We start from the raw sequence: 20,418 nt of genomic DNA, 5'->3' as shown, positions 1-20,418 counted from the left end.
CATGGCTCTTATGATGATGACAAATACTATTGCCGATTGTCTGGAACAAGAAATTGCCTGGTTCAGCCGTGTCTGTGAGACCCGCATGAATGCGTATTTCCAGCAGAGCGAAAAAAAGATCGATCTGGAAGCAAGCTGTCCTGCACCAGATATCTCGCAGTCTCCCAGCCCCTACGCGAGTCTGGTACGTGAACACAACATGAGTTTTTATGAGCGTATCGTACTGATGCTCGCATTCATTCCTCATTTACGACCACAGGTGCTCGATATTTTTTCTATGCAGAATGCCGTATTGGGACGCCCTTATAGCGAAATTGGCGGCTGGCATGGAAAGAGTCACATTGGCTTTTTACCTACCTGCGAAACTGCTTCGTTTATTCTGGCAGGAACTGACCTTGCAAAACGTTTTGCCGTTGCCCGCCTGTTCAGAGATGAGCATTTTTTTCACAAGCATGGAATACTCAAACTGGAACAGAAAGACAGTGGCGAACCCTTCTTTAACTCTGCCCTGTCGCTCAGCAACGAATACCTGCAACGTCTGGCAGATGGAGAAATTCACAAACCTGATTTCAGCGCCAGCTTTCCAGCCAAGCTGATGCAATCGCAACTGACCTGGTCTGATCTGGTCTTAAATGCCGACGTCATGGAAGAAGTGGAAAACATCGTCACCTGGCTGCAACAACCAACCCAGATTCTACAGACATGGGGATTAGAAAAATCTCTGAAACCCGGTTATCGCACATTATTTTACGGCCCGCCCGGAACCGGTAAAACACTCACTGCGAGCTTGATCGGCAAAGCCGTGAATGCCGATGTTTACCGCATTGACTTGTCGATGCTGGTATCAAAGTACATCGGTGAAACTGAAAAAAATCTGGCCAGCGTTTTTGATCAGGCACAGAACAAACGCTGGATATTGTTTTTCGACGAAGCTGACTCTCTTTTTGGAAAGCGCACACAGACGAGTAATTCGAATGACCGGCATGCGAATCAGGAAATCTCTTATCTGCTGCAACGGGTCGAAGATTTCCCCGGGGTCATCATCCTCGCAACCAATCTGAAAGCCAACATTGACGCCGCATTCTCGCGTCGTTTTCAGAGTGAAGTCTATTTCGCCATGCCGGATGCAAAACAGCGGGAGCGGCTCTGGCAAGGTCTTTTCGGAACCACAGGAAAGCTGGCACCAGATGTGAATTTCGGAGAGATTGCGGAGCGCTATGAACTTGCCGGTGGCGCACTACTGAATGTGGCTCGTTATGCTGCGATCCGGGCAGTCAGAAATCATCGGGATGTAATCATACAAGACGACCTGCTGGCGGGTATCAGCAGAGAATTGATGAAGGATGGGAAAACATTGTGAAACCGCTATTCCATATTACACAAGTAAAAGAAGATCGCCGGACAGATGCGTTTTTTCGTTTACGAATGAATCCGGGCGTAATACTGAGAAATCTCACCCTAATCACCAGTCTGCTGTTGCTGACTGCCGGTGTCAGTCACGCCCAGAGCGCATCTGCCAGCGCCCCCGTCGCGTCAGCAGAAACGCCAACTTCAAGCAAAGGCGCAGAAAACAATAAACCTGCTGAGATACAGAAAACGACAGCGGCTACAAATACACAAGTGGTAGCCGTCACGGGTTACAACCGTCATATCCGGCAAGAACACTTTAAAGGTATGAGTAAAACTAGTGTTCTTCAGATGCAAAAACAACTGGGTTTGATCTACCAGGATCTGGCTGAATGGAAGCGGGACTTTGCACTCAAACAGGCCCCCTTAAGTGACGGCGTCGTCGGCCCCATCACGCTTTCATGGCTGCAACGATTCGGATTTAATTTCAAGGTCAATACGGAAGGTGATTATGCGAATGCCTTCGCCGACAATATTAACCGCATCGCAGCTTTCGGTGAGAAACACAAAAGCGAATTGCAAATTTTAGTAAGCCCGGAATTTGAAAGCTGGGATTCATCTCAGTCAGAGAAAATCAAAGCAAAAGACTATCAGATCCGCCGCCAGGGAAATGACAGCGAACTGATAGATCTCGTTAATCGCTTTCGCGGTAGCAGAAAAACGGCGCCACGAATCGCCCAAAACAGAAACATCGATGAAAGTGCTTACTTTACTTATAGCCTGAGCCAGGCAGATCTTGAAGTTCTTGGCAGTAAAGATCAGGTAATTCAGATTCTGAGCACATTAAAGGATAAAGAATTCAATTCAACCGAAGCACTCAGGGTTGCCGTATCTCAGGCAATGGGCGGGCGCGATTATTTCATCCGGCAACTTTGGCCTTTAATCGAAAGAAATGCAGGTGTATTCGATGGCTATCTCATCAATGAAGCGGCACTGACGAAGTTAAAACAGACGAGCGAGTTCCCTGCCGCCGTCATCGATGAATTGCGTTTACAGGGAACACAATACTTCAAGGAAAAGGATGATTTCGACAAGTTTCTGAAAGTACTCGGTGAAACAGTCATACCGCTCTCTGACGATGAACGCAATAGTATTGCCAATGCAGCGCTGGTGTTCGACAACGTACACCTGACGGAACAGTCGATCAATATCATTAAAAGCGAGCTGAAAGGCAACATACAGAATACCGGCCTGCCCGCCGTTATCGTTCGTGCTTTACAACAAATTAAAGATGTCAATTATCCGGAAGTAAGCCTTTTCAGGACTGCTGCGATTTCTAAAATCGCGATGAGTATCGGTGCCTGCAAGCTGAATTCGCCATCCAATAACAGCTTTGTCGGCACACTCAGAATGAGCGATGAAGAATTTTCTCTTCTAAAAAAAGAGCTTAGCAGTTTGCAAGTACAAGCGATCGATGGAAAAAACACGATAGGAAACAGCATCGATAACGCGTTCAGCGAGCTGGAAAAACTGCGTGCCCAGCTCAGTGTCTGCGATAGCGATACTCTGCGAAATTCCAGAACTCTGGTGCAAAGCATTTATCAGACTTATCTGGGAGTTGCGATTGAAAACATCGCAAAAAAACGCATCCCTGACGAAATTTCTCCGATACAGATAAAAGGCAGCGATTGCGGTTGCGCTTTAGATGAATTTTCCGGAACAGTTTATGGTTTTTACCCATACTGGAACAATCAGAAAACGCCGCAGACCATCAACTTCCAGGTACTGAACCGGGTTGCTTACTATGGTTTAACGGTAGACAACGTTGGCGAACTGCATCTTGGGTCAGACAATTTTGATATAAGAAATGGCAGTGCCAAAGAAAATCAGTTCTTGAATACTGCACGTCAATACAATTCAAAAGTAGATTGGGTGATACAAAAAAATGACTGGAATGGCGATTGGCGCAAACAATCCAGGGCAAACAAACAAGCTGTGTTTAAAAAACTGGTGAGTAATATTGCCTTGTTATTGCATACCAGACTGACCGATACCGCTTCTAAATTAAGACCGTACACCAGTTTCGGTCTGGCAAAAACACCGACGCGTGGGGACGGCGTTACCATATATTTTCAAAACTATCCGCAAGATGCCGACGCTGTACTGCTCTTCAATGAGTTTTATGCTGACCTGCGTAAAGAGTTAGCGCAGGATAAAGTCTGGCTCAATATTCTGGTATCACAAGACACCTTTACCAATAGTCAGGAAAATAAACGCAGCGCTTTAAGCTTGTCCAATCTGGTGAACTTGCAGAAAAAGGCGGATCTGCAATTAAGCGGTTCCGGCGGTAATAAACCTGTCGTCGAGGAATACATACTGGTTTTGTTAGAAGAGCCCAGTTCCGATGCAAAGAAACGTCTGCAAGGTGATATCGAGAATGAAGCGGGCTTACATGGGGAAAGACGTGCGAGGTTTTTGCGTCGGGTGATTCCGGTTGTGCAGTTTGACAATCATAACTGGCAGCAACTGGAAGACGATATCGTGTACGCAAGCGATAATTTTGGCGGGGTTGGTTTATGGGCGCCGGATTTCAACAATCTGGCAACGCCCATCACTGATATGACGCAGTCATGCAACAACGCTAAAAACATCGCTTTGTGTTTATTGAAAAATATCCGGGAACAAGATCAGGTAGAAAACCAGCCTTCCGTTATCGAAAAATTCACCTGCGTCTATCGCGGCTATCTACAATTAATGCTGACACTGCTAGTGTTACTGGCAATTACTTTAGCCATACTCTATTTCAAGTATTGTGAAGTGCAGAATCTGGTGAAGAAATACTTTTTATGGGTATTAGCGCTGATGCTGATTCCCATCTTCCTGCTTTTTACTTTACTGCTTTTCTATGATCCCTATATGGTCAATTTATCGAAAGGAAAATTGCCGTTCATTATTTCCTTGCTGATTATTATCTCTGGCATTTTCTTTGGTTATCTTTATCTGCGTTCAAAACGTGACGTGCCATTACGGCAAAATGCCCTGCCACAGCGCCAAGGACTAGGATTTCCTATCATTATGTGGTCGCTGCAAGACGATGATAAAGGGTTCCGCTGGGTTATCAGAAATCAGGGAACTGGCTATGCCATCATCAAGAAAGTCGAAATACTGCTGGATGGGCAGGCAATTGCCGATGCCAAGACTGCACTGGAGGCAGTGTTAGGCCCCGATAACAATCTGCAATGGAACAGCATGCCCCTGATCGGACAGAAAATCATGCCCGGTGAGACTGTGATTGGTTTGGCTATCAGTGACCCCGAAGCGGCGACCGCCTTTGATGTGAAATTACAGGCGCACCAGTTAAAGGTGAACATCACTTACTGCTCGGCCAATAACGAGCACTGGCTCAGCAATGGAAAAGAAATATCATCACTGAGTACAGGTGGCTACTGAAATGAAACAAGACTACTTTCCTGACCATCTGAGCTTCGTAATATGCACCTCATAGAAAAAGCAACGGTGCAGGCATTTCACCGCAGCAGGCTAAACGGCAGCACCATACAGGCGCTTGGGTATCGTAGTCAGGAAAGCCAGACCCGGCGCTTTCAGTCCTTACTACAACTGGGGGATTTTTCACACTGTTCGGTATTAGATTTAGGCTGCGGCTTTGGTGATCTGAAAGCTTTTCTGGATCAGCATTACAAAGACTTTGTTTACCTCGGTGTCGACTTTTTAAAAGAGTTCATCGAGGGTGCTCAGTTGCGTTACGGCGAATTAGCCAATACCCAATTTTTTCAGGCAGACTTTCTGACAGTAGGCTTACCCGAGGTAGATATCGTTATCGCCTCAGGCAGTCTGAACTATCGCTCCGAGAATGCCCTGCATCCGTGGCAAAGCATCAGCCGTATGTGGGAAGCCGCAAACAAGGGCGTAGTGTTTAATTTACTTGATGCGGCACAGTTTGAAAGCGATGAGGTTTTACGCGCTTACGATCAGAACGAAGTCCTGAATTTCTGTCGTCAACTTGACCCGGCTACTGAGATTATTTCCGGCTATTTACCGGATGATTTTACGGTGCTGATGCGGAAGTAGAGAACACCAACACATCAGGTGTTTTAACTTTATCTGAAAATCATTTGTGTAAAATTTCTGCTACTCGGGAATACAAATAAAAAAGGCTGGTGTTTGCACCAGCCTTTTTTTACTTACGGACTCAATACAGATTACTGATAATCCGACAGCGGTACGCAAGAGCAGAACAGATTGCGGTCACCATACACGTTATCAGCACGACCGACCGGCGCCCAGTATTTCTGATGACGCAGGCTGGCCACCGGATAAGCCGCGACTTCACGGCTATATGCATGATTCCATTCTGCAGACAACAAAGTCTGGATGGTATGCGGCGCGTGTTTCAGCGGATTATCTTTCGCATCAAACTCACCACTGGCCACTTTGGCAATTTCTTCACGAATCGTGATCATCGCGTCGATGAAGCGATCCAGTTCTGCCAGAGATTCACTTTCTGTTGGTTCTATCATCAGCGTACCAGGAACTGGGAAGCTCATGGTCGGCGCATGGAAACCAAAGTCGATCAGACGTTTTGCCACGTCTTCATTCGAAATGCCTGTTGCATCGGTCAATGGGCGCAGATCGAGAATACATTCATGCGCTACCAAACCGTCATGACCTGCATATAGCACAGGGTAATGCGGTGCCAGGCGCTTAGCGATGTAATTCGCTGCCAGGATTGCTGTTTCCGTAGCCGCCTTCAAGCCCTCGGCGCCCATCATGGCGATATACATCCATGAGATAGGCAGAATCGATGCAGAGCCAAACGCAGCGGCGCTGACGGCAGAGATACCTGCTTCGCCACGAACATAACCGGTCGACGTCTGATTCGGCAGGAATTGCGCCAGATGCGCACCAACGGCAACAGGGCCAACACCAGGTCCGCCGCCGCCATGCGGAATACAGAATGTTTTATGCAGATTCAGATGGCTGACGTCACCACCGAATTTGCCCGGTGCCGCTACGCCGACCAGCGCATTCATGTTCGCGCCATCGACATACACCTGACCGCCATGTTGATGGACGATCTCGCATAATTGCTGAATACCTTCTTCAAACACCCCGTGCGTGGATGGATAAGTCACCATCACGGCAGCCAGATTGGTGCTGTGTTTTTCTGCTTTCGCCTGCAAATCTGCCAAGTCCACATTGCCGCGTTCATCACATGCCACCACCACGACTTCTAACCCGGCCATTGCTGCTGACGCCGGGTTGGTGCCATGGGCGGACGACGGAATCAGGCAAATATTGCGGTGATGGTCACCACGCGATTCATGGTATTTTTTGATGACCAGCAAACCGGCGTATTCACCTTGCGAACCGGCATTCGGTTGCAAGGAAACAGCCGCGTAACCCGTTGCTGCACACAACATCGCTTCGAGCTGAGCTATCATTTCGCGATAACCAACGGTCTGATCATTCGGCGCAAACGGATGGATATTGGAAAACTCAGGCCAGGTCACCGGAATCATTTCGGATGTCGCATTGAGCTTCATCGTGCATGAGCCCAGCGGAATCATGCTGCGATCCAGCGCCAGATCTTTATCGGCCAGACTGCGCAGATAACGCAGCATTTCATGCTCTGCATGATAACGGCTGAAAGTAGGATGCGTCAGGAAGGCGCTGCTACGTAACAGAGATGCAGGCACAGCATCGCTGGCCTGCGCTTCAAGTGCAGCGAAGTCAGGCACATTTTTACCCTGCGCCAGCACCGTCAGCAAACTGACGATGTCTTCACGTACCACGGTTTCGTCGAGCGAGACGCCGACTTGTGTATTGCTGATCTGACGCAAATTCATACCCGCCGCCGTTGCTGCTGCATGCACCGCACCCGCATCGCTCACATTAATGGTCAGCGTATCGAAGTAAGTGCTGTTCGCCAGACTCAGACCTATCTGCTGCACGCCTGCTGCCAGAATTGCCGTGAAACGCTGTACGCGCTGGGCGATGCGGCGCAGACCGTCAGGACCGTGATAGACGGAGTACATCGACGCCATCACCGCCAGCAAGACCTGCGCTGTACAAATATTTGATGTCGCTTTTTCGCGGCGGATATGTTGTTCGCGCGTTTGCAATGCCAGACGATAAGCTTGCTGACCTTGCGCATCCACGGTCACACCAACCAGACGACCCGGCATGCTGCGCTTGAACGCATCGCGTGTCGACATGTAGCCTGCATGTGGGCCACCAAAACCCAGCGGCACACCAAAACGTTGGCTGTTACCGACAACCACATCAGCGCCCCACTCGCCCGGTGGCGTGATCAAGGTCAGCGCCAGCAAGTCAGCGGCAGCAATCACCATACCGCCTTTCGCATGGATCGCGGCGGCGTATTCACGATAATCACGGATATCGCCATTCACGCCTGGGTATTGCAGCAGAACACCGAAACACTCGTTTTCCAGCGCATCTGTACCATTGCAAATACGGACTTCTATGCCCAGCGGCTTTGCCCGGGTGTGAATAATTTCCAGGGTTTGCGGCAACACGTCTGCGGCTACATAAAACACATTGGAATTGGATTTGCCGACACGTTGAATCAGCGTCATCGCTTCTGCTGCCGCTGTTCCCTCATCCAGCATGGAAGCATTCGCTATATCCATGCCAGTCAGATCGGTGATCATGGTCTGGAAATTCAACATCGCTTCCAGACGTCCCTGAGAAATTTCAGGTTGATAAGGCGTATAAGCGGTGTACCAGGCTGGATTTTCAAAGATGTTACGCAGAATCACGCCCGGTGTATGCGTGTTGTAATAGCCTTGTCCAATGAAAGACTTGAGCACTTTATTTTTACCGGCAAGCGCTTTCAATTGCACCAGCGCAGCCTGCTCCGTTTTCGGTTCAGTGAAGTCAGCCAGCGGCAAGACATCGTGACGACGAATGTTGGCAGGCACAATCGCATCAATCAGCGCGGTGCGGTCAGCATAGCCAAGCACTGCCAGCATCTTCGCTTGTTCAGCGTCAGACGGGGCAATATGGCGGGAAATGAAAGCGTCAGTGGCTTCCAGTTGAGACAAAGATGGACGGGTCATGGTAGATGAACGGCAGGAAGTGTTCTGGGGAAATCCGCCAGCGCTGACATCGTTGCCAGCGCCGGTCAGAAAAATAGTTGCGTCAGGATCAGCCGATGTTCTGAGCGTAAGCGTCAGCACTCAGCAAAGCATCAACGTCTGCTGCATTCGCTGGTTTCAGCTTGAACAACCATGCACCGAATGCATCGGTATTCACTGATTCAGGTGCATCTGCCAATGCTTCATTCACGCCAACCACTTCACCGCTGACTGGTGAATAGATGTCGCCAGCAGCTTTGACGGATTCAACCACGGCGCATTCTTTTCCTGCAGTCAGAGTTGAGCCAACTTTTGGCAATTCAACATACACGATATCGCCCAATGCATCTTGTGCGAAGTCGGTGATGCCGACTGTCAGCGTGCCATCGACTTCAACGCGTACCCATTCGTGGGAGGAAGTGTATTTCAGATCTGCTGGTACATTCATGGTGGACTCCGGAGTGTTAATTATTCAAAAAGGAAATGCTAAAAAATAATATTTAAAAATCAGACAGCGAGAATTTTACCGTTGCGTACAAACGGTAATTTCACGACCGTTGCCGCGAGTTGTTTATCGCGGATCACCACGTGCACAGTGTCGCCGATGGCAACACCCATAGGCAGACGCGCCAGCGCAATCGCTTGTTGCATGGTCGGGCTGAAAGTACCGCTGGTAATTTCGCCGTTGCCTTGTGCTGTCACGACTTGTTGATGTGCACGCAGGATGCCGCCTTTTTCGCGCAGAATCAGGCCGAGGAACTGCGCTTTTTGACCTTGTTCCAGCAAAGCTTGCTTACCGGTGAAATCACGTTCACTGACCAGATCTATCGTCCATGCGAGACCTGCATCGAGTGGGTTGATGGATTCATCCATATCCTGACCGTAGAGATTCATCCCGGCTTCCAGGCGCAAGGTATCGCGCGCGCCCAGACCGGCAGGTTTGACGCCGACGGCAGTCAGCGCATTCCACAAATCATTCACACGGTCTGCCGCAACTGCAATTTCAAAACCGTCTTCGCCGGTGTAACCAGTGCGCGCCACCATCACTTCACCGTATGCAGTGCCTTCAACGATGATGGCATTGAATGGTTTGATGTCGGCGCTGGCAGCTTTGGTTTCCGGCAGCACTTCCCATGCTTTGGCACGCGCGTTCGGGCCTTGTACTGCGACCAGAGCAAACGCATTTGCGCCGTCGCGACGCTGAGTGATCGTGATACCGCTGTTTGTCGCGGCGTTGCGGGCATTCATCCAGGCCACATCTTTTTCTGCCGTGCCAGCATTGACGACGAGGCGGAACCAGTTTTCGCTGAAGAAGTAAATGATCAGATCGTCGATGACGGTGCCTTCTGGTTTCAGCATGCAGGAATACAGCGCTTTACCAGGTACTTGCAGTTTATCGACGTTATTGGCAACCAGACCGCGCAGGAAAGAACGGACATTCTCGCCACGCAGATCGACCACGCACATATGTGACACATCGAACATACCGCAATCAGTACGTACCGCATGATGTTCTTCGATTTGGGAACCATAGTTGACAGGCATATCCCAGCCGCCGAAATCAACCATTTTTGCGCCAGCCGCACGATGGGCTGCATTGAGAGGAGTTACTTTGAGTGATGTCGCTGCTTGCGTCATGAATGCCTCGTTACCAGATTAGAAGGGACGAACAAACGCACGCTGACGAACATAGCTCGCCGCATGCGAAAAATCGCATACCCCTCTGTCCTGATACCTGAGAGATTACGAGTGCAAAATCATTTGCAGTCTCGTGCGCACCTTCGGTGGGTAGTACGGCGAATATTTATAAAAATAAACATATCTGCCGCTACCGCTCTCCAGAGTGTGAGGCATCTGCATGCCCCGCTGACCGGTCCTTTTGCCTGAGAGTTTTTGGGTTGTAGCCCCTTCGGCGGCTGTGCATAGCATTAATGTCACGGCACTCTCCCGATCAAGTCGCACGATTATATAAGGCTTAGATCGGCTTGGATAGGTTTGCCGCCAGCGGAAGCCAATTATTTCGGCGAAACGAGACAAACGTCTCATTACAGGCAGGTGATGCAGGAAATGCTTGCAGAGGCCGTTTTGGGGCAAAAATATACTCCCCCCAGTATATTTTGAAGCCCTTTTTTTATAAGGACATGAGGGCAAAAACATCAAATAATGGGGGGAGTATATGAAAATTCACGCAAAAATAGCGCTGAGTAGCCATTACGTAGCAATCCGGCAGTTGCAAAACACGGTGTCAGCCCGATCAAAAACGCAGATCCCGTTTTATTTGCTGTAATTGCTGTTCATAGCGAGATTCGCGGCTGCGCATATCGTCGATACGGCGGCGCAGTGACTGTAACTGGTCGCGCAGCTCGTTGCGGTCACGTTCATTTCTGCGGTCGGCATTCACGTTATCCTGATTATTCGGGCGATTCTTGTCGTCCTGATTGCGACGTATTTCTGCTTCGATACGATTCAGCCTTTGCTCGGTGTCGCGGTATTTGTCCTGTTGCTCGCCCAGCTCGCGATGCAAGGATCGCGAACGGTGACTGATATCTTCATAATCGCGCCCGCTCATCTGCGCTTGCTGCAGACGGAATTGCAAAGACACCGGGCAGACTTCTATCGCCATGCGCTGATTCTGGCGCGCCCAGTTAAACGCATTATCGACCGTACAGTAAGCGGCATTCTGGCGGTTCCACGCTTGCGTATAGATGTCGCGCGTCTGCGGTATGACGAACACCTGATCGTTGCGCGCATTGTTCATACGTTGTTCAAGCTGGAAAGGCTGGCCGTAACCGTCCGCCGTTCCCGCCTCTTCCCAGTATTGCATCAGCCGGCGCTGCCACTGCTGCTGATATTCTGCTTCCATGATTTTCAAACCACGGCGACGGGCATCATCGCGGCGCAGCTGAATATCGCGTCCGCTGACGGCATCATTCCAACCCAATTGCTTCCAGTATTCAACGATCTCGCGATTCCAGCCATTGTGATACGCGTCTTCACGCACGAGCAGCTCACGACTTTTCGCCGCTGCAGCATGGCTTGTCAATGTCGAATCAGGTATACCTACGTGTGCATCCTGATATCCGAGGTTTTCCCAATAGCTGTAATTACCTTCGCTCCAGCCCTGACGATAAGCATCGGCACGAAAACCCGCGCTGCCTAGGTTCGTCGCATGCACTTTTTCTTCGCTGGCATTGCGCCCGGCCTTACCATCGTTCATGCCGGTATTAAACCAGTAGTCATTGATGCCCTGCTGCCAGCCCTGTTCGTAAGATGGCTGATTTAAAGGCGTATGCTGATCGCGGATACGCGCAGAAGTGCTTTGCACCAGATATTGTGTCACCGGAAAAGCCTTGCGACCATCGTCCCGTCCGAGTTGATACCAGAATTGCTGGTTACCGGCCACCCAGCCTGTTTCATACAAACCGGCGGATTCAGCACGGATTTTATCGGCATCCACCGAGGCGCAAAAACGTCGGCGCTCTTCAAAATTTCTGTTCAGACCATCCTTACCATCTTTGTTGCCTATCAGTTGCCAGTCACCGCTGCGACAGTCATTCATACGATTGATGGTGCTCTGACAAGCGCTCAGTAACAGCACGCCTGTCATGGCGCAGCAAGTCAGTAATGTACGTAATCCATAATCAGAAAGGCGCATGATGAAAAAGAGAGAAGTCCGGAAGAATTACTACAACGGCTGCCACTGCAACATTGTTGACAGCAAGATAAAACAAACACGCGTACCTCACCAGCCGAAAGCGCAAAACATATTCAAAGCATATTCGCCAGCAGAGGCCGCAGCGGCCTGTTACATTTCTATACCAGCTTCCTCATTCCACGCGCTTGATTTCCTGCTGAAGGTCTTCATGTAGCTGTTTCGCTATTTCACATACACTCAAACGGTCGATATCCACTATGAGCACTGACATCCCCAAGGAACGCAGCAGCCTGAGCACACTGAAAGGTTTGCTCCCTTTCCTGCTCCCCTATCGCCGCCAGTTCATCCTTGCCGGTATCGCTTTACTGGTCGCCGCCTGTGCGACGCTGGCGATTCCGGCAGCCTTTCGGCAGATGATCGATTTGGGCTTCGGTCACAACGGGCAGCGCAACATTCAGCATGTGGATCTGACTTTCCTCGCGCTGTTTGCTGTTGCCTGCGTTCTTGGCATCGCGACGGCCGCCCGCTTTTACATGGTGTCGTGGCTGGGTGAACGTGTCACCGCCGATATCCGCAATGCGGTGTATTCGCATGTGGTTACGCAGAGTCCGCAGTTTTTCGAAACCACACAAACCGGCGAAGTGTTGTCGCGCCTGACCACCGACACCACGTTGATACAGACGGTGGTTGGCACCAGCATTTCGATGGCGCTGCGTAATGTCCTGCTGTTTATCGGCGGTCTGGTGATGCTATTTATCACCAGCATCAAACTCTCGTCCATCATCATCGTGATGCTGGCACTGGTGGTGTTGCCAATCATTTTGTTTGGCCGACGGGTTCGCAAGCTGTCGCGCGATTCGCAAGACAAAATCGCTGATGCGTCTGCGATTGCCGGTGAAATTCTGAATGCGATGCCGACGGTACAGGCATTTACTCACGAAACCATCGAGGCACGACGCTTTGCAGATTCGGTCGAAAACGCGTTTGGCACTGCCATGCGCCGCATCCGCGCACGCTCGCTACTGACCATGACGGCGATTTTGCTGGTGTTCGGCGCCATCGTCTTCGTGCTATGGCTGGGTGCCCGTGCGGTCATGGACGGCACGATGAGCGGCGGCGAACTCGGGCAATTCATTCTGTATGCCTCTATCGTCGCCGGTGCGCTGGGCGCGTTATCAGAAGTCATGGGCGACGCCCAACGTGCTGCTGGCGCAACTGAACGTCTGCTGGAATTAATGGAAGTGCAGTCACCGATACAAAATCCGGCACGTCCGCTGCAGTTGCCGCAACGTACGGTGAAGCAAGCGGGCGGCGCCAGTTTATCGATACGCGACATCCGCTTTCATTATCCATCCCGCCCGGATACTGCTTCGATTGCAGGCGTCACGCTGGATATTCCCGCCGGACAGACGATCGCTGTCGTCGGTTCTTCCGGCGCAGGGAAAACTACCTTATTTCAATTGCTGCTGCGCTTTTATGATCCGCAAAGCGGAGAAATTCAACTCGATGGTGTGAACATCCGCGATCTCGATTTACACACACTGCGCAATGCAATTGGCGTCGTGCCGCAAGAGACCATCATCTTTTCGGCGAATGCGATGGACAACATTCGCTATGGCCGCGCTGACGCCAGCGATGCCGAAGTGATCGCCGCCGCAAAAATGGCGGCAGCCCATGAATTCATAGAAAAGCTGCCGGAAGGCTATCAGTCATTTCTGGGCGAGCGCGGCGTGCGCCTGTCGGGCGGACAAAGGCAGCGGATTGCGATCGCCCGCGCCTTACTAAAAAATCCGCCATTACTGTTACTGGATGAAGCCACCAGTGCGCTGGATGCCGAATCGGAACGTCTGGTGCAAGGTGCACTGGAAGTCGCGATGCAAGACCGCACCACGCTGATTATTGCGCACCGCCTGGCAACGGTGCAGCGGGCCGATAAAATCATCGTCATGGAACATGGTCGCATCGTTGAAACCGGCACCCATGCCAGTCTGGTTGCGCAAGGTGGTGTCTATGCCAAACTGGCTGCATTGCAATTTAATCTGGCGTCAGAACATGCCTGAGCCAACAATTCCGTATTTTTACTGGCACAATGACGATGCAATAAAAACATGCACAACTGCGCCTGACATGACACCAAAGGAGAACATATGATCGGCTACGTCACACTGGGAACAAACAACTTTGAACGCGCAGCTCATTTCTACGACAATTTGTTGGCAGTAATCGGTGCCAAACGTTTGTTTGAAACACCGGAGTTCATCGCCTGGGGCAACGGCCCGAATCAGGCCAGACTGAGTATTATCAAACCCTACGACGGACAAGCAGCAACAGTCGGCAACGGTGTGATGGTCGCACTGATCGTCGATTCAAAAGAAAAAGTGGATGCGGTGTACAACAAAGCCATTGAACTCGGCGCCAAAGATGAAGGCGCTGCGGGCCCGCGCGGAGACAGTGGATTTTACGCCGGATATTTCCGTGACCTCGATGGCAATAAACTGAACGTATTCTGTATGAGTGCCTGATCAAGGACGCCTGCATTCCTGCCGCATAACCCGGCGAGAATGCAGGCGCACTTATTCAACATACGATTCACAGAGCGACTGATCTGACGAAGAGCTTATTTCAGAGAAAGCGCTTCATTCTGATAAACCACTTTCCCCGCAAGCCAGGTCTGCACTACCTGAATCTGATGGATCTGCTGAGCCGGGATCGTGAACATGTCACGATCAACAACGATAAAGTCTGCCCATTTTCCCTTCTCCAGACTGCCGATGATATTTTCCTGATGGGCAGCATACGCGGCATCCAGCGTGAAGCAGCGGAAAGCTTCGGTCAGCGTCATTGCCTGATCGGCATACCAGCCATGCAAAGGTTCACCATCGCGGCTGCGGCGCGTTACTGCCGCGTGTATCCCCCAGAACGGATTGGCTGACTCAACCGGAAAATCGGAACCACAGGCGATCCTCGATCCCTGCTTTAAATAGCGGCGCCATGCATACGCCCCCTTGATGCGTTCATGCCCTACCCTTTGCTCAGCCATCGTCATGTCTGAGGTGGCATGTACAGGCTGCATAGAGGGAATAATATTGAGCGACTTAAAACGAGGAATATCCTCAACAGCAAGGACTTGCGCATGCTCTATCCTGTGCCGCGCCAACTTTCGTGCTGCTGCAGGTAAAGCCGCAAAACCATCCAGTATCTGGCGATTGGCCGCGTCACCTATCGCATGCACATTGACCTGATAGCCTTTGTCAGCCGCTTTTTTTATCATCGCAGCCATAGCCGACTTCGTTTGAAACAATAAGCCCGAAGTGTCGGGCGCATCGGAATACGGCGCCGCCAGCGCTGCACCACGACTACCGAGCGCACCGTCCGCAAACAATTTGACGGCACGCAAAGCATAGCGATCCTGTCCATCGCTGAGTAAAGGCCCCTCTGTGGAAATGCGCTCAAAAAAATCATCGGTGCCACTGATCATGCCGTAAATACGAACACTGAGTTTGCCATTTGCAGCGTATTCACGGAACAAACGATCAGCTTCGGCAGACACACCGGCGTCATGCACGCTGGTCAGGCCGGACTGCGCAAGTGTGAGTAAAGCTGCATCCAACGCCATACGGTTACCGGCATCGCTGGCGTGAGGGATGACCGCTTGAATCAGATCCATCGCATTGTCGATCAACATACCGGTAGGATTGCCCTGCGCATCTCTCTCTATTTTGCCGCCAACGGGATCAGGCGTATCACGGCCAATACCGGCCAGTTGCATCGCACGACTGTTTGCCCACGCTGCATGGCCATCCACCCGGCTCAGCCAGACCGGACGGTCGCTGACAACGGCGTCAATATCGTGTGCGGTTGGAAAGCGACCCGAATCCCAGTTAACCTGATTCCATTCACCGCCAAGTATCCATTGCTGTGACGGAAAGCGTTGTGCGTAATCGCTGATGCTCCCCTGCGCCTCAGCCAACGTCCGCGTTTCGCGCAAACTTAACTGCGCCTGGTGGTGCCCCAACGCCAGCACATGTCCGTGTGCGTCAATCAGTCCGGGCAACAAGGTTTTGCCGTGAAGATTAATACGCTGCGCCAGAGGAAATTGCCGGAGCAGTTTTTTACTACGTCCGACTGCGGTGATTTTTCCACTATCATCAAAAACAATCGCATCAAAGCGGATCAACTTTTGCTGACGATTTAATGTGTAACCATTCGCATTTTCAATCATCGTATCAGCCGTGGCGTACGCTGATATCGACATCAAAACCGTCACGGCGATCAAAGACAAACCTGTTTCAATTAAAATCATAAAGAGCCAGTCGGAAAATTACAGGCTGACATTGTAGGATAAATGGCGGAATAGACATCGAGGATTCTGCATCCGTGCGCTACCTATCCGCACATCGTAAAAGAGCTAAAAAAGAAGCACTAAAACAGTCACAAAAAATTACAAAAGCCGCATCTTCATCCAAGTCATATCTAACGTAGTGCCATTGAGACGCCAACTCCACGCATCTCCTTTATGAGGCCAATTAAAATGTCAGCACAATGACATTTCCCTTGACGCACCCGCCTGCCCTTGCGTACACTCTTACGATTCTTCTATCAAAGTCGACCATGGTCGATGAGCACATCATCCCGCCTATGAAACGATTACGACACCAAACCCGCCCTCTGATTGCTTTTACGGCCTCTGCCTTACTATTCTGGGCACTTCCTAATATCAGCCACGCAGATTCATCTTCACTCGCTGTTCTGAGTAATGCACCAGAAGCCAGCATCAGCCGCAACACTTCCCCCTCTGTAGTTAGTTCTCCGGCCGAAATCACGCCTTTCGTTTATACAAATCAGGAAGCCGATTTGTGGGAGCGTATACGCGCTGGTTATGCGATACCGGATCTGAGCAACAAACTAGTGGATAATCAACTGACCTGGTATAGCACGCGAACCGACTACATTTTGCGCACGGTCCAGCGCGGATCGCGCTATCTGTATCATGTCGTTGAAGAGCTGGAAAAGCGCGGCATGCCATCTGAACTGGCGTTACTGCCATTTATCGAGTCAGCCTTTAATCCGCAGGCGATTTCAACCGCAAAAGCCAGCGGCATGTGGCAATTTATGGCTGCCACCGGGAAAGATTTCAATCTTAAACAAAACATGTTTAAGGATGACAGACGCGGTGTCCTCGACTCGACAGACGCAGCATTGAATTATCTTGAACGTCTGTACGGGATGTTCGGCGACTGGCAACTCGCTCTTGCCGCATATAACTGGGGTGAAGGCTCGGTTCAACGCGCGATCAAAAAACAGCAGGCGCTGGGCTTACCTGTGGACTTCGACAGCATGTCCGCGCTGATGCCAGCGGAAACAAGAAATTATCTACCGAAGTTACAAGCAGTCAAAAACATCATCGGCCACCCTGAGCAATTTAATATTGCACTGCCTAAGTTAGAGAATCAGCCCTACTTTGTGACCGTTGAAAAAACCCGGGACATTGATGTTCGCGTCGCTGCGCAGTTGGCAGAACTGCCGATGGATGAGTTCACCGCACTCAACCCGCAATTCAACCGCCCGGTCATTACCGGCAACAGCGACACCAAGATTTTATTACCGACAGACAATGCTGCACTGTTTAAGGAAAACCTCAGTAAGTGGCAAGGCCCGCTGTCAAGCTGGTCCACTTATACAGTAGCAAAAACTGAAAAAATTGAGTCACTCGCGCATAAACTTGGGCACAAACCGGAATTTATCCGTGAAGTGAACATGATTCCGGCAAGCATGCTGGTCAAAGCAGGCTCAACCATTCTGGTTCCAAAGTCAGAAAAAGCCCCCGATCAGGATATATCGCCCGAAATTGCCGACAAAGCTCAGTTAGTCATAGAAAAAGGAATCGCAACGCGCCAATTACATTATCGCGTTGGCAAAAAAGACAATCTGAATAGCATCGCCCAGCGCTACAAGGTCAGCGTTGCCGATTTAAAGAGCTGGAATAATCTGAAGCGTGATAACGTCAACGCAGGACAAAATTTGCAAATCCAGGTCCCTGTTCTCGCAAAATCCCGCCACATTACAGTTGCCTCTCACTCTAAGCCGGCACATCGCAATAAGGTTGTGGTATCAAGCGGAAAAACATTAGTCGCGAATGCAAAAAGCAGCAGGAAGCCTCATGGTTAATTGCGGTTTTCATTAACGCATGATGAACCTGTAAGGCTGAGTCAATAAAAAAAGGGTGCCGTGATCAGCACCCTTTTTTACAAGTAAAAATGCGTTATTTCTGATTCGCGTAAATTGTCCAGTAACGCGCCAGATCTGAAGTACCATCATTGCCTTGCACGGTTTTCCAGGTTTTGATTGCATTGGCTTTTTTACCAGCCTGGAATTGCGCAATACCCAGATGCAATTTAGCGTCTTCCGGATTTTTCAGAGAACCTTTTTTGATGCCCTCTTCCATCATTGCCAGGCCCTGATCAAATTTACCTGCTGTGACACTGGCATAACCCAGACTAACGAGACCATTACCATCTTTGCTTTGTTTTGCTTCAGCTTCTGCGGCCGCTGCGCCTTTATTTGATTCATCAAGCGCCTTGGCTGCCATATCGCGCAAACGCTTATGTCGCTCAGCATCATTACCAGCACCTAAAGCACCCGCCTTATAACCTGCTTCGATAATTTTAGTTGCCTCAGCAGGGTAACCAGCCTGAATTGCCATCAAAGACAAATCCATGAAGTCGTTTGCTTTCGTCACCTGACCCAGAGCCAGTTTCAGACGGAGCAAATCAAGTTTCAGGCGAGCAGAATAACCAGGTTTACGCTCAACGTTATTCAGCAAATTCACCCAATATTCTTTTTTGCCATGATATGCCACCATTTTTTCCAGCGCACTGGAGTAACCAGCCATATCTTTTTGTTTGCGCGCCGCGTCAGCATAGAATTCCAGATTCGCCAGACTAGGTGTGCGTCCAGCTTTTTCATCTGCCGCCAGATCGGCGGTTACTTCCTTGAGCGCTTTAGCGCTGTCACCACCCTGATTCATTGCCTGGATCAGGTAAGGACGCAAGGACTGGTCTGTACCACCATCGGCATAATAGCGGTTATACCATTGAGCAGCTTTGGAGTAATTGCCCGACTTGTAATAAGCATTTGCCAATACCTGTATCATCTGCAACTGATCTTTTGAAGGCAACTTACCGGCTGCGATAATCGTTTCGGCAGCACGGATCACAGTGTCGTTATCACCAGCAGCAGATGCAATCGACAAGCGCATACGCTCAATCGTAAAATTTTCATTGACAGTTTTACCGCTGACACTATCAGCCTCATGAATCTTAGACAAAGCATCTTTATACTTCTTCGCCTTAAACAACTCACCTGCCGCCTGCACAATACGACCAATTTCAGGACGCATTGCTTCTTGTGCATAAGCAGTATTAGCTGCGATATTGGTTAATTCTGGTACGGCAGCAAAGCCGATTGCTGCAAACACGGCAGCGATACGAGAAAAGCGAAGTTGCTTCATATGTTGATCTCTCAATCAATAAATTAAATAAACTCAGAAAGGTACATATTCGTGACCCGAAAGTACACATTCTGGCAAATATGAAAAAAGGCAGGGATGCCCCTGCCATTTTTTATAATACATCAAGAATTGACCATTGAAGTGTCCGAAATTTGATTTATATGGATCACTTCAAGAACTGCTCATTGCCGACCATACCGATCTTGGTCACCCCAAGACGCTGCGCCGAGGCCATTACCGCCGCCACCGATTTGTACGGCACCACCGCGTTCGGACGCAGATGCACTTCCGGTTGATTCGGCTGTGCCGCCACTTCACCCAGCTTCGCTTCGAGTTCGTTACGGCTGGCCACGGCCACACCGTTCCACAATACCGTGCCGTCAAAGTCAACGTCGATGTTGATCACGACCGGTGGTTCTGTCGGCTTACTCGGGGTGTTCGTCGGCATGTTCAGATTCACGGAGTGATTCTGAATCGGGATTGTGATGATGAGCATGATGATCAGCACCAACATGACGTCGATTAACGGCGTCATGTTCATTTCTATCATCACTTCAGGATCGGCGGAGGAGCTGCCTGAGCCTATTTGCATTCCCATATCTGGTCCTTTTCCTTAGTTCCGTGGTGGTGGTTCGATCACGAACCCGACCTTGGTGATCCCGGCGCGCTGGGCGGTCAGGATGGTTTTGCCAACGAATTCGTAACGCACATTCTGGTCGCCACGAATATGGACTTCCGGTTGCGGTACTTTGACGGCTTCGACTTTGAGTTTGTCAAACAAACCTTCG

The 20,418-nt window shown here is 50.2% G+C and carries 14 protein-coding genes and 2 riboswitches; of the genes, 6 read left to right on the top strand and 8 right to left on the bottom strand.

Features of this window, described 5'->3' with window-relative positions:
• Window positions 1-10 precede the first annotated feature (10 nt).
• From Undi14_RS15085 to Undi14_RS15075, 3 genes are read left to right on the top strand one after another with little or no spacing between them, the layout of a single operon-like run.
• Window positions 11-1,360 (top strand): ATP-binding protein, encoded by a 1,350-nt coding sequence (locus Undi14_RS15085; RefSeq protein ID WP_200181293.1) that lies wholly within the window; start codon window positions 11-13, stop codon window positions 1,358-1,360.
• A complete protein-coding gene (locus Undi14_RS15080; RefSeq protein WP_200181292.1) occupies window positions 1,357-4,797 on the top strand; it encodes a hypothetical protein in 3,441 nt (1,146 codons plus the stop codon). Before Undi14_RS15085 ends, Undi14_RS15080 begins: the two co-directional genes overlap by 4 nt.
• A 42-nt stretch (window positions 4,798-4,839) precedes the next feature.
• The gene (locus tag Undi14_RS15075) at window positions 4,840-5,436 is read left to right on the top strand and encodes a trans-aconitate 2-methyltransferase (protein WP_200181290.1); all 597 of its coding nucleotides are present in this window, start codon (window positions 4,840-4,842) and stop codon (window positions 5,434-5,436) included.
• A 131-nt stretch (window positions 5,437-5,567) separates the two neighbouring features.
• On the opposite strand, the gene gcvP is transcribed toward Undi14_RS15075, so the two are convergent.
• From gcvP to Undi14_RS15055, 4 genes are all read right to left on the bottom strand, one after another.
• Window positions 5,568-8,447, bottom strand: a complete 2,880-nt coding sequence (gene gcvP / locus Undi14_RS15070; RefSeq protein WP_200181575.1) for an aminomethyl-transferring glycine dehydrogenase — start codon at window positions 8,445-8,447, stop codon at window positions 5,568-5,570.
• A gap of 88 nt (window positions 8,448-8,535) precedes the next feature.
• Window positions 8,536-8,913: a glycine cleavage system protein GcvH gene (gcvH, locus tag Undi14_RS15065; RefSeq protein ID WP_200181288.1), complete on the bottom strand. Its 378-nt coding sequence runs from the start codon at window positions 8,911-8,913 to the stop codon at window positions 8,536-8,538.
• A gap of 59 nt (window positions 8,914-8,972) precedes the next feature.
• Complete coding sequence (gcvT, locus tag Undi14_RS15060) at window positions 8,973-10,103, bottom strand: glycine cleavage system aminomethyltransferase GcvT (RefSeq protein WP_200181286.1); 1,131 nt, start codon at window positions 10,101-10,103, stop codon at window positions 8,973-8,975.
• 75 nt (window positions 10,104-10,178) lie between these two features.
• A riboswitch (glycine riboswitch) is annotated at window positions 10,179-10,317 on the bottom strand.
• A gap of 9 nt (window positions 10,318-10,326) precedes the next feature.
• A riboswitch (glycine riboswitch) is annotated at window positions 10,327-10,425 on the bottom strand.
• A 294-nt stretch (window positions 10,426-10,719) separates the two neighbouring features.
• Entirely contained in the window at window positions 10,720-12,072 is a 1,353-nt protein-coding gene (locus tag Undi14_RS15055; protein ID WP_200181284.1) for a DUF2799 domain-containing protein, read from the bottom strand.
• A gap of 305 nt (window positions 12,073-12,377) precedes the next feature.
• Between Undi14_RS15055 and Undi14_RS15050 the strand changes: the two genes are divergently transcribed.
• Together Undi14_RS15050 and Undi14_RS15045 are read left to right on the top strand one after the other, a co-directional pair.
• Window positions 12,378-14,180, top strand: a complete 1,803-nt coding sequence (locus tag Undi14_RS15050; protein WP_200181282.1) for an ABC transporter transmembrane domain-containing protein — start codon at window positions 12,378-12,380, stop codon at window positions 14,178-14,180.
• A gap of 87 nt (window positions 14,181-14,267) precedes the next feature.
• Window positions 14,268-14,642 (top strand): VOC family protein, encoded by a 375-nt coding sequence (locus Undi14_RS15045; protein ID WP_200181280.1) that lies wholly within the window; start codon window positions 14,268-14,270, stop codon window positions 14,640-14,642.
• A 95-nt stretch (window positions 14,643-14,737) separates the two neighbouring features.
• Here the strand turns inward: Undi14_RS15045 and Undi14_RS15040 are convergent, their stop codons facing one another.
• Window positions 14,738-16,423 carry an amidohydrolase gene (locus tag Undi14_RS15040; RefSeq protein ID WP_200181278.1) on the bottom strand — a complete coding sequence of 562 codons (1,686 nt, stop codon included), beginning with the start codon at window positions 16,421-16,423 and terminating at the stop codon, window positions 14,738-14,740.
• A gap of 335 nt (window positions 16,424-16,758) precedes the next feature.
• Between Undi14_RS15040 and Undi14_RS15035 the strand changes: the two genes are divergently transcribed.
• Window positions 16,759-18,288: a transglycosylase SLT domain-containing protein gene (locus Undi14_RS15035; protein ID WP_200181276.1), complete on the top strand. Its 1,530-nt coding sequence runs from the start codon at window positions 16,759-16,761 to the stop codon at window positions 18,286-18,288.
• Between the two features lie 94 nt (window positions 18,289-18,382).
• Here Undi14_RS15035 and Undi14_RS15030 read toward each other — a convergent pair whose 3' ends face one another.
• The 3 genes from Undi14_RS15030 to Undi14_RS15020 all read right to left on the bottom strand — a co-directional run.
• Window positions 18,383-19,630: a hypothetical protein gene (locus Undi14_RS15030; protein WP_200181274.1), complete on the bottom strand. Its 1,248-nt coding sequence runs from the start codon at window positions 19,628-19,630 to the stop codon at window positions 18,383-18,385.
• A 166-nt stretch (window positions 19,631-19,796) separates the two neighbouring features.
• A complete protein-coding gene (locus tag Undi14_RS15025; RefSeq protein WP_186898662.1) occupies window positions 19,797-20,228 on the bottom strand; it encodes a biopolymer transporter ExbD in 432 nt (143 codons plus the stop codon).
• Window positions 20,229-20,243: 15 nt separating this feature from the next.
• A partial coding sequence (locus Undi14_RS15020; RefSeq protein WP_200178121.1) for a biopolymer transporter ExbD occupies window positions 20,244-20,418 on the bottom strand: 175 nt, incomplete at its 5' end.

The sequence above is a fragment of the Undibacterium sp. 14-3-2 genome, from assembly GCF_016595265.1.
Classification (GTDB): Bacteria; Pseudomonadota; Gammaproteobacteria; order Burkholderiales; family Burkholderiaceae_D; genus Undibacterium; species Undibacterium aquatile.
The sequence above is the reverse complement of the archived record's forward strand: the minus strand, read 5'-3'. Positions and strand labels throughout refer to the sequence as shown.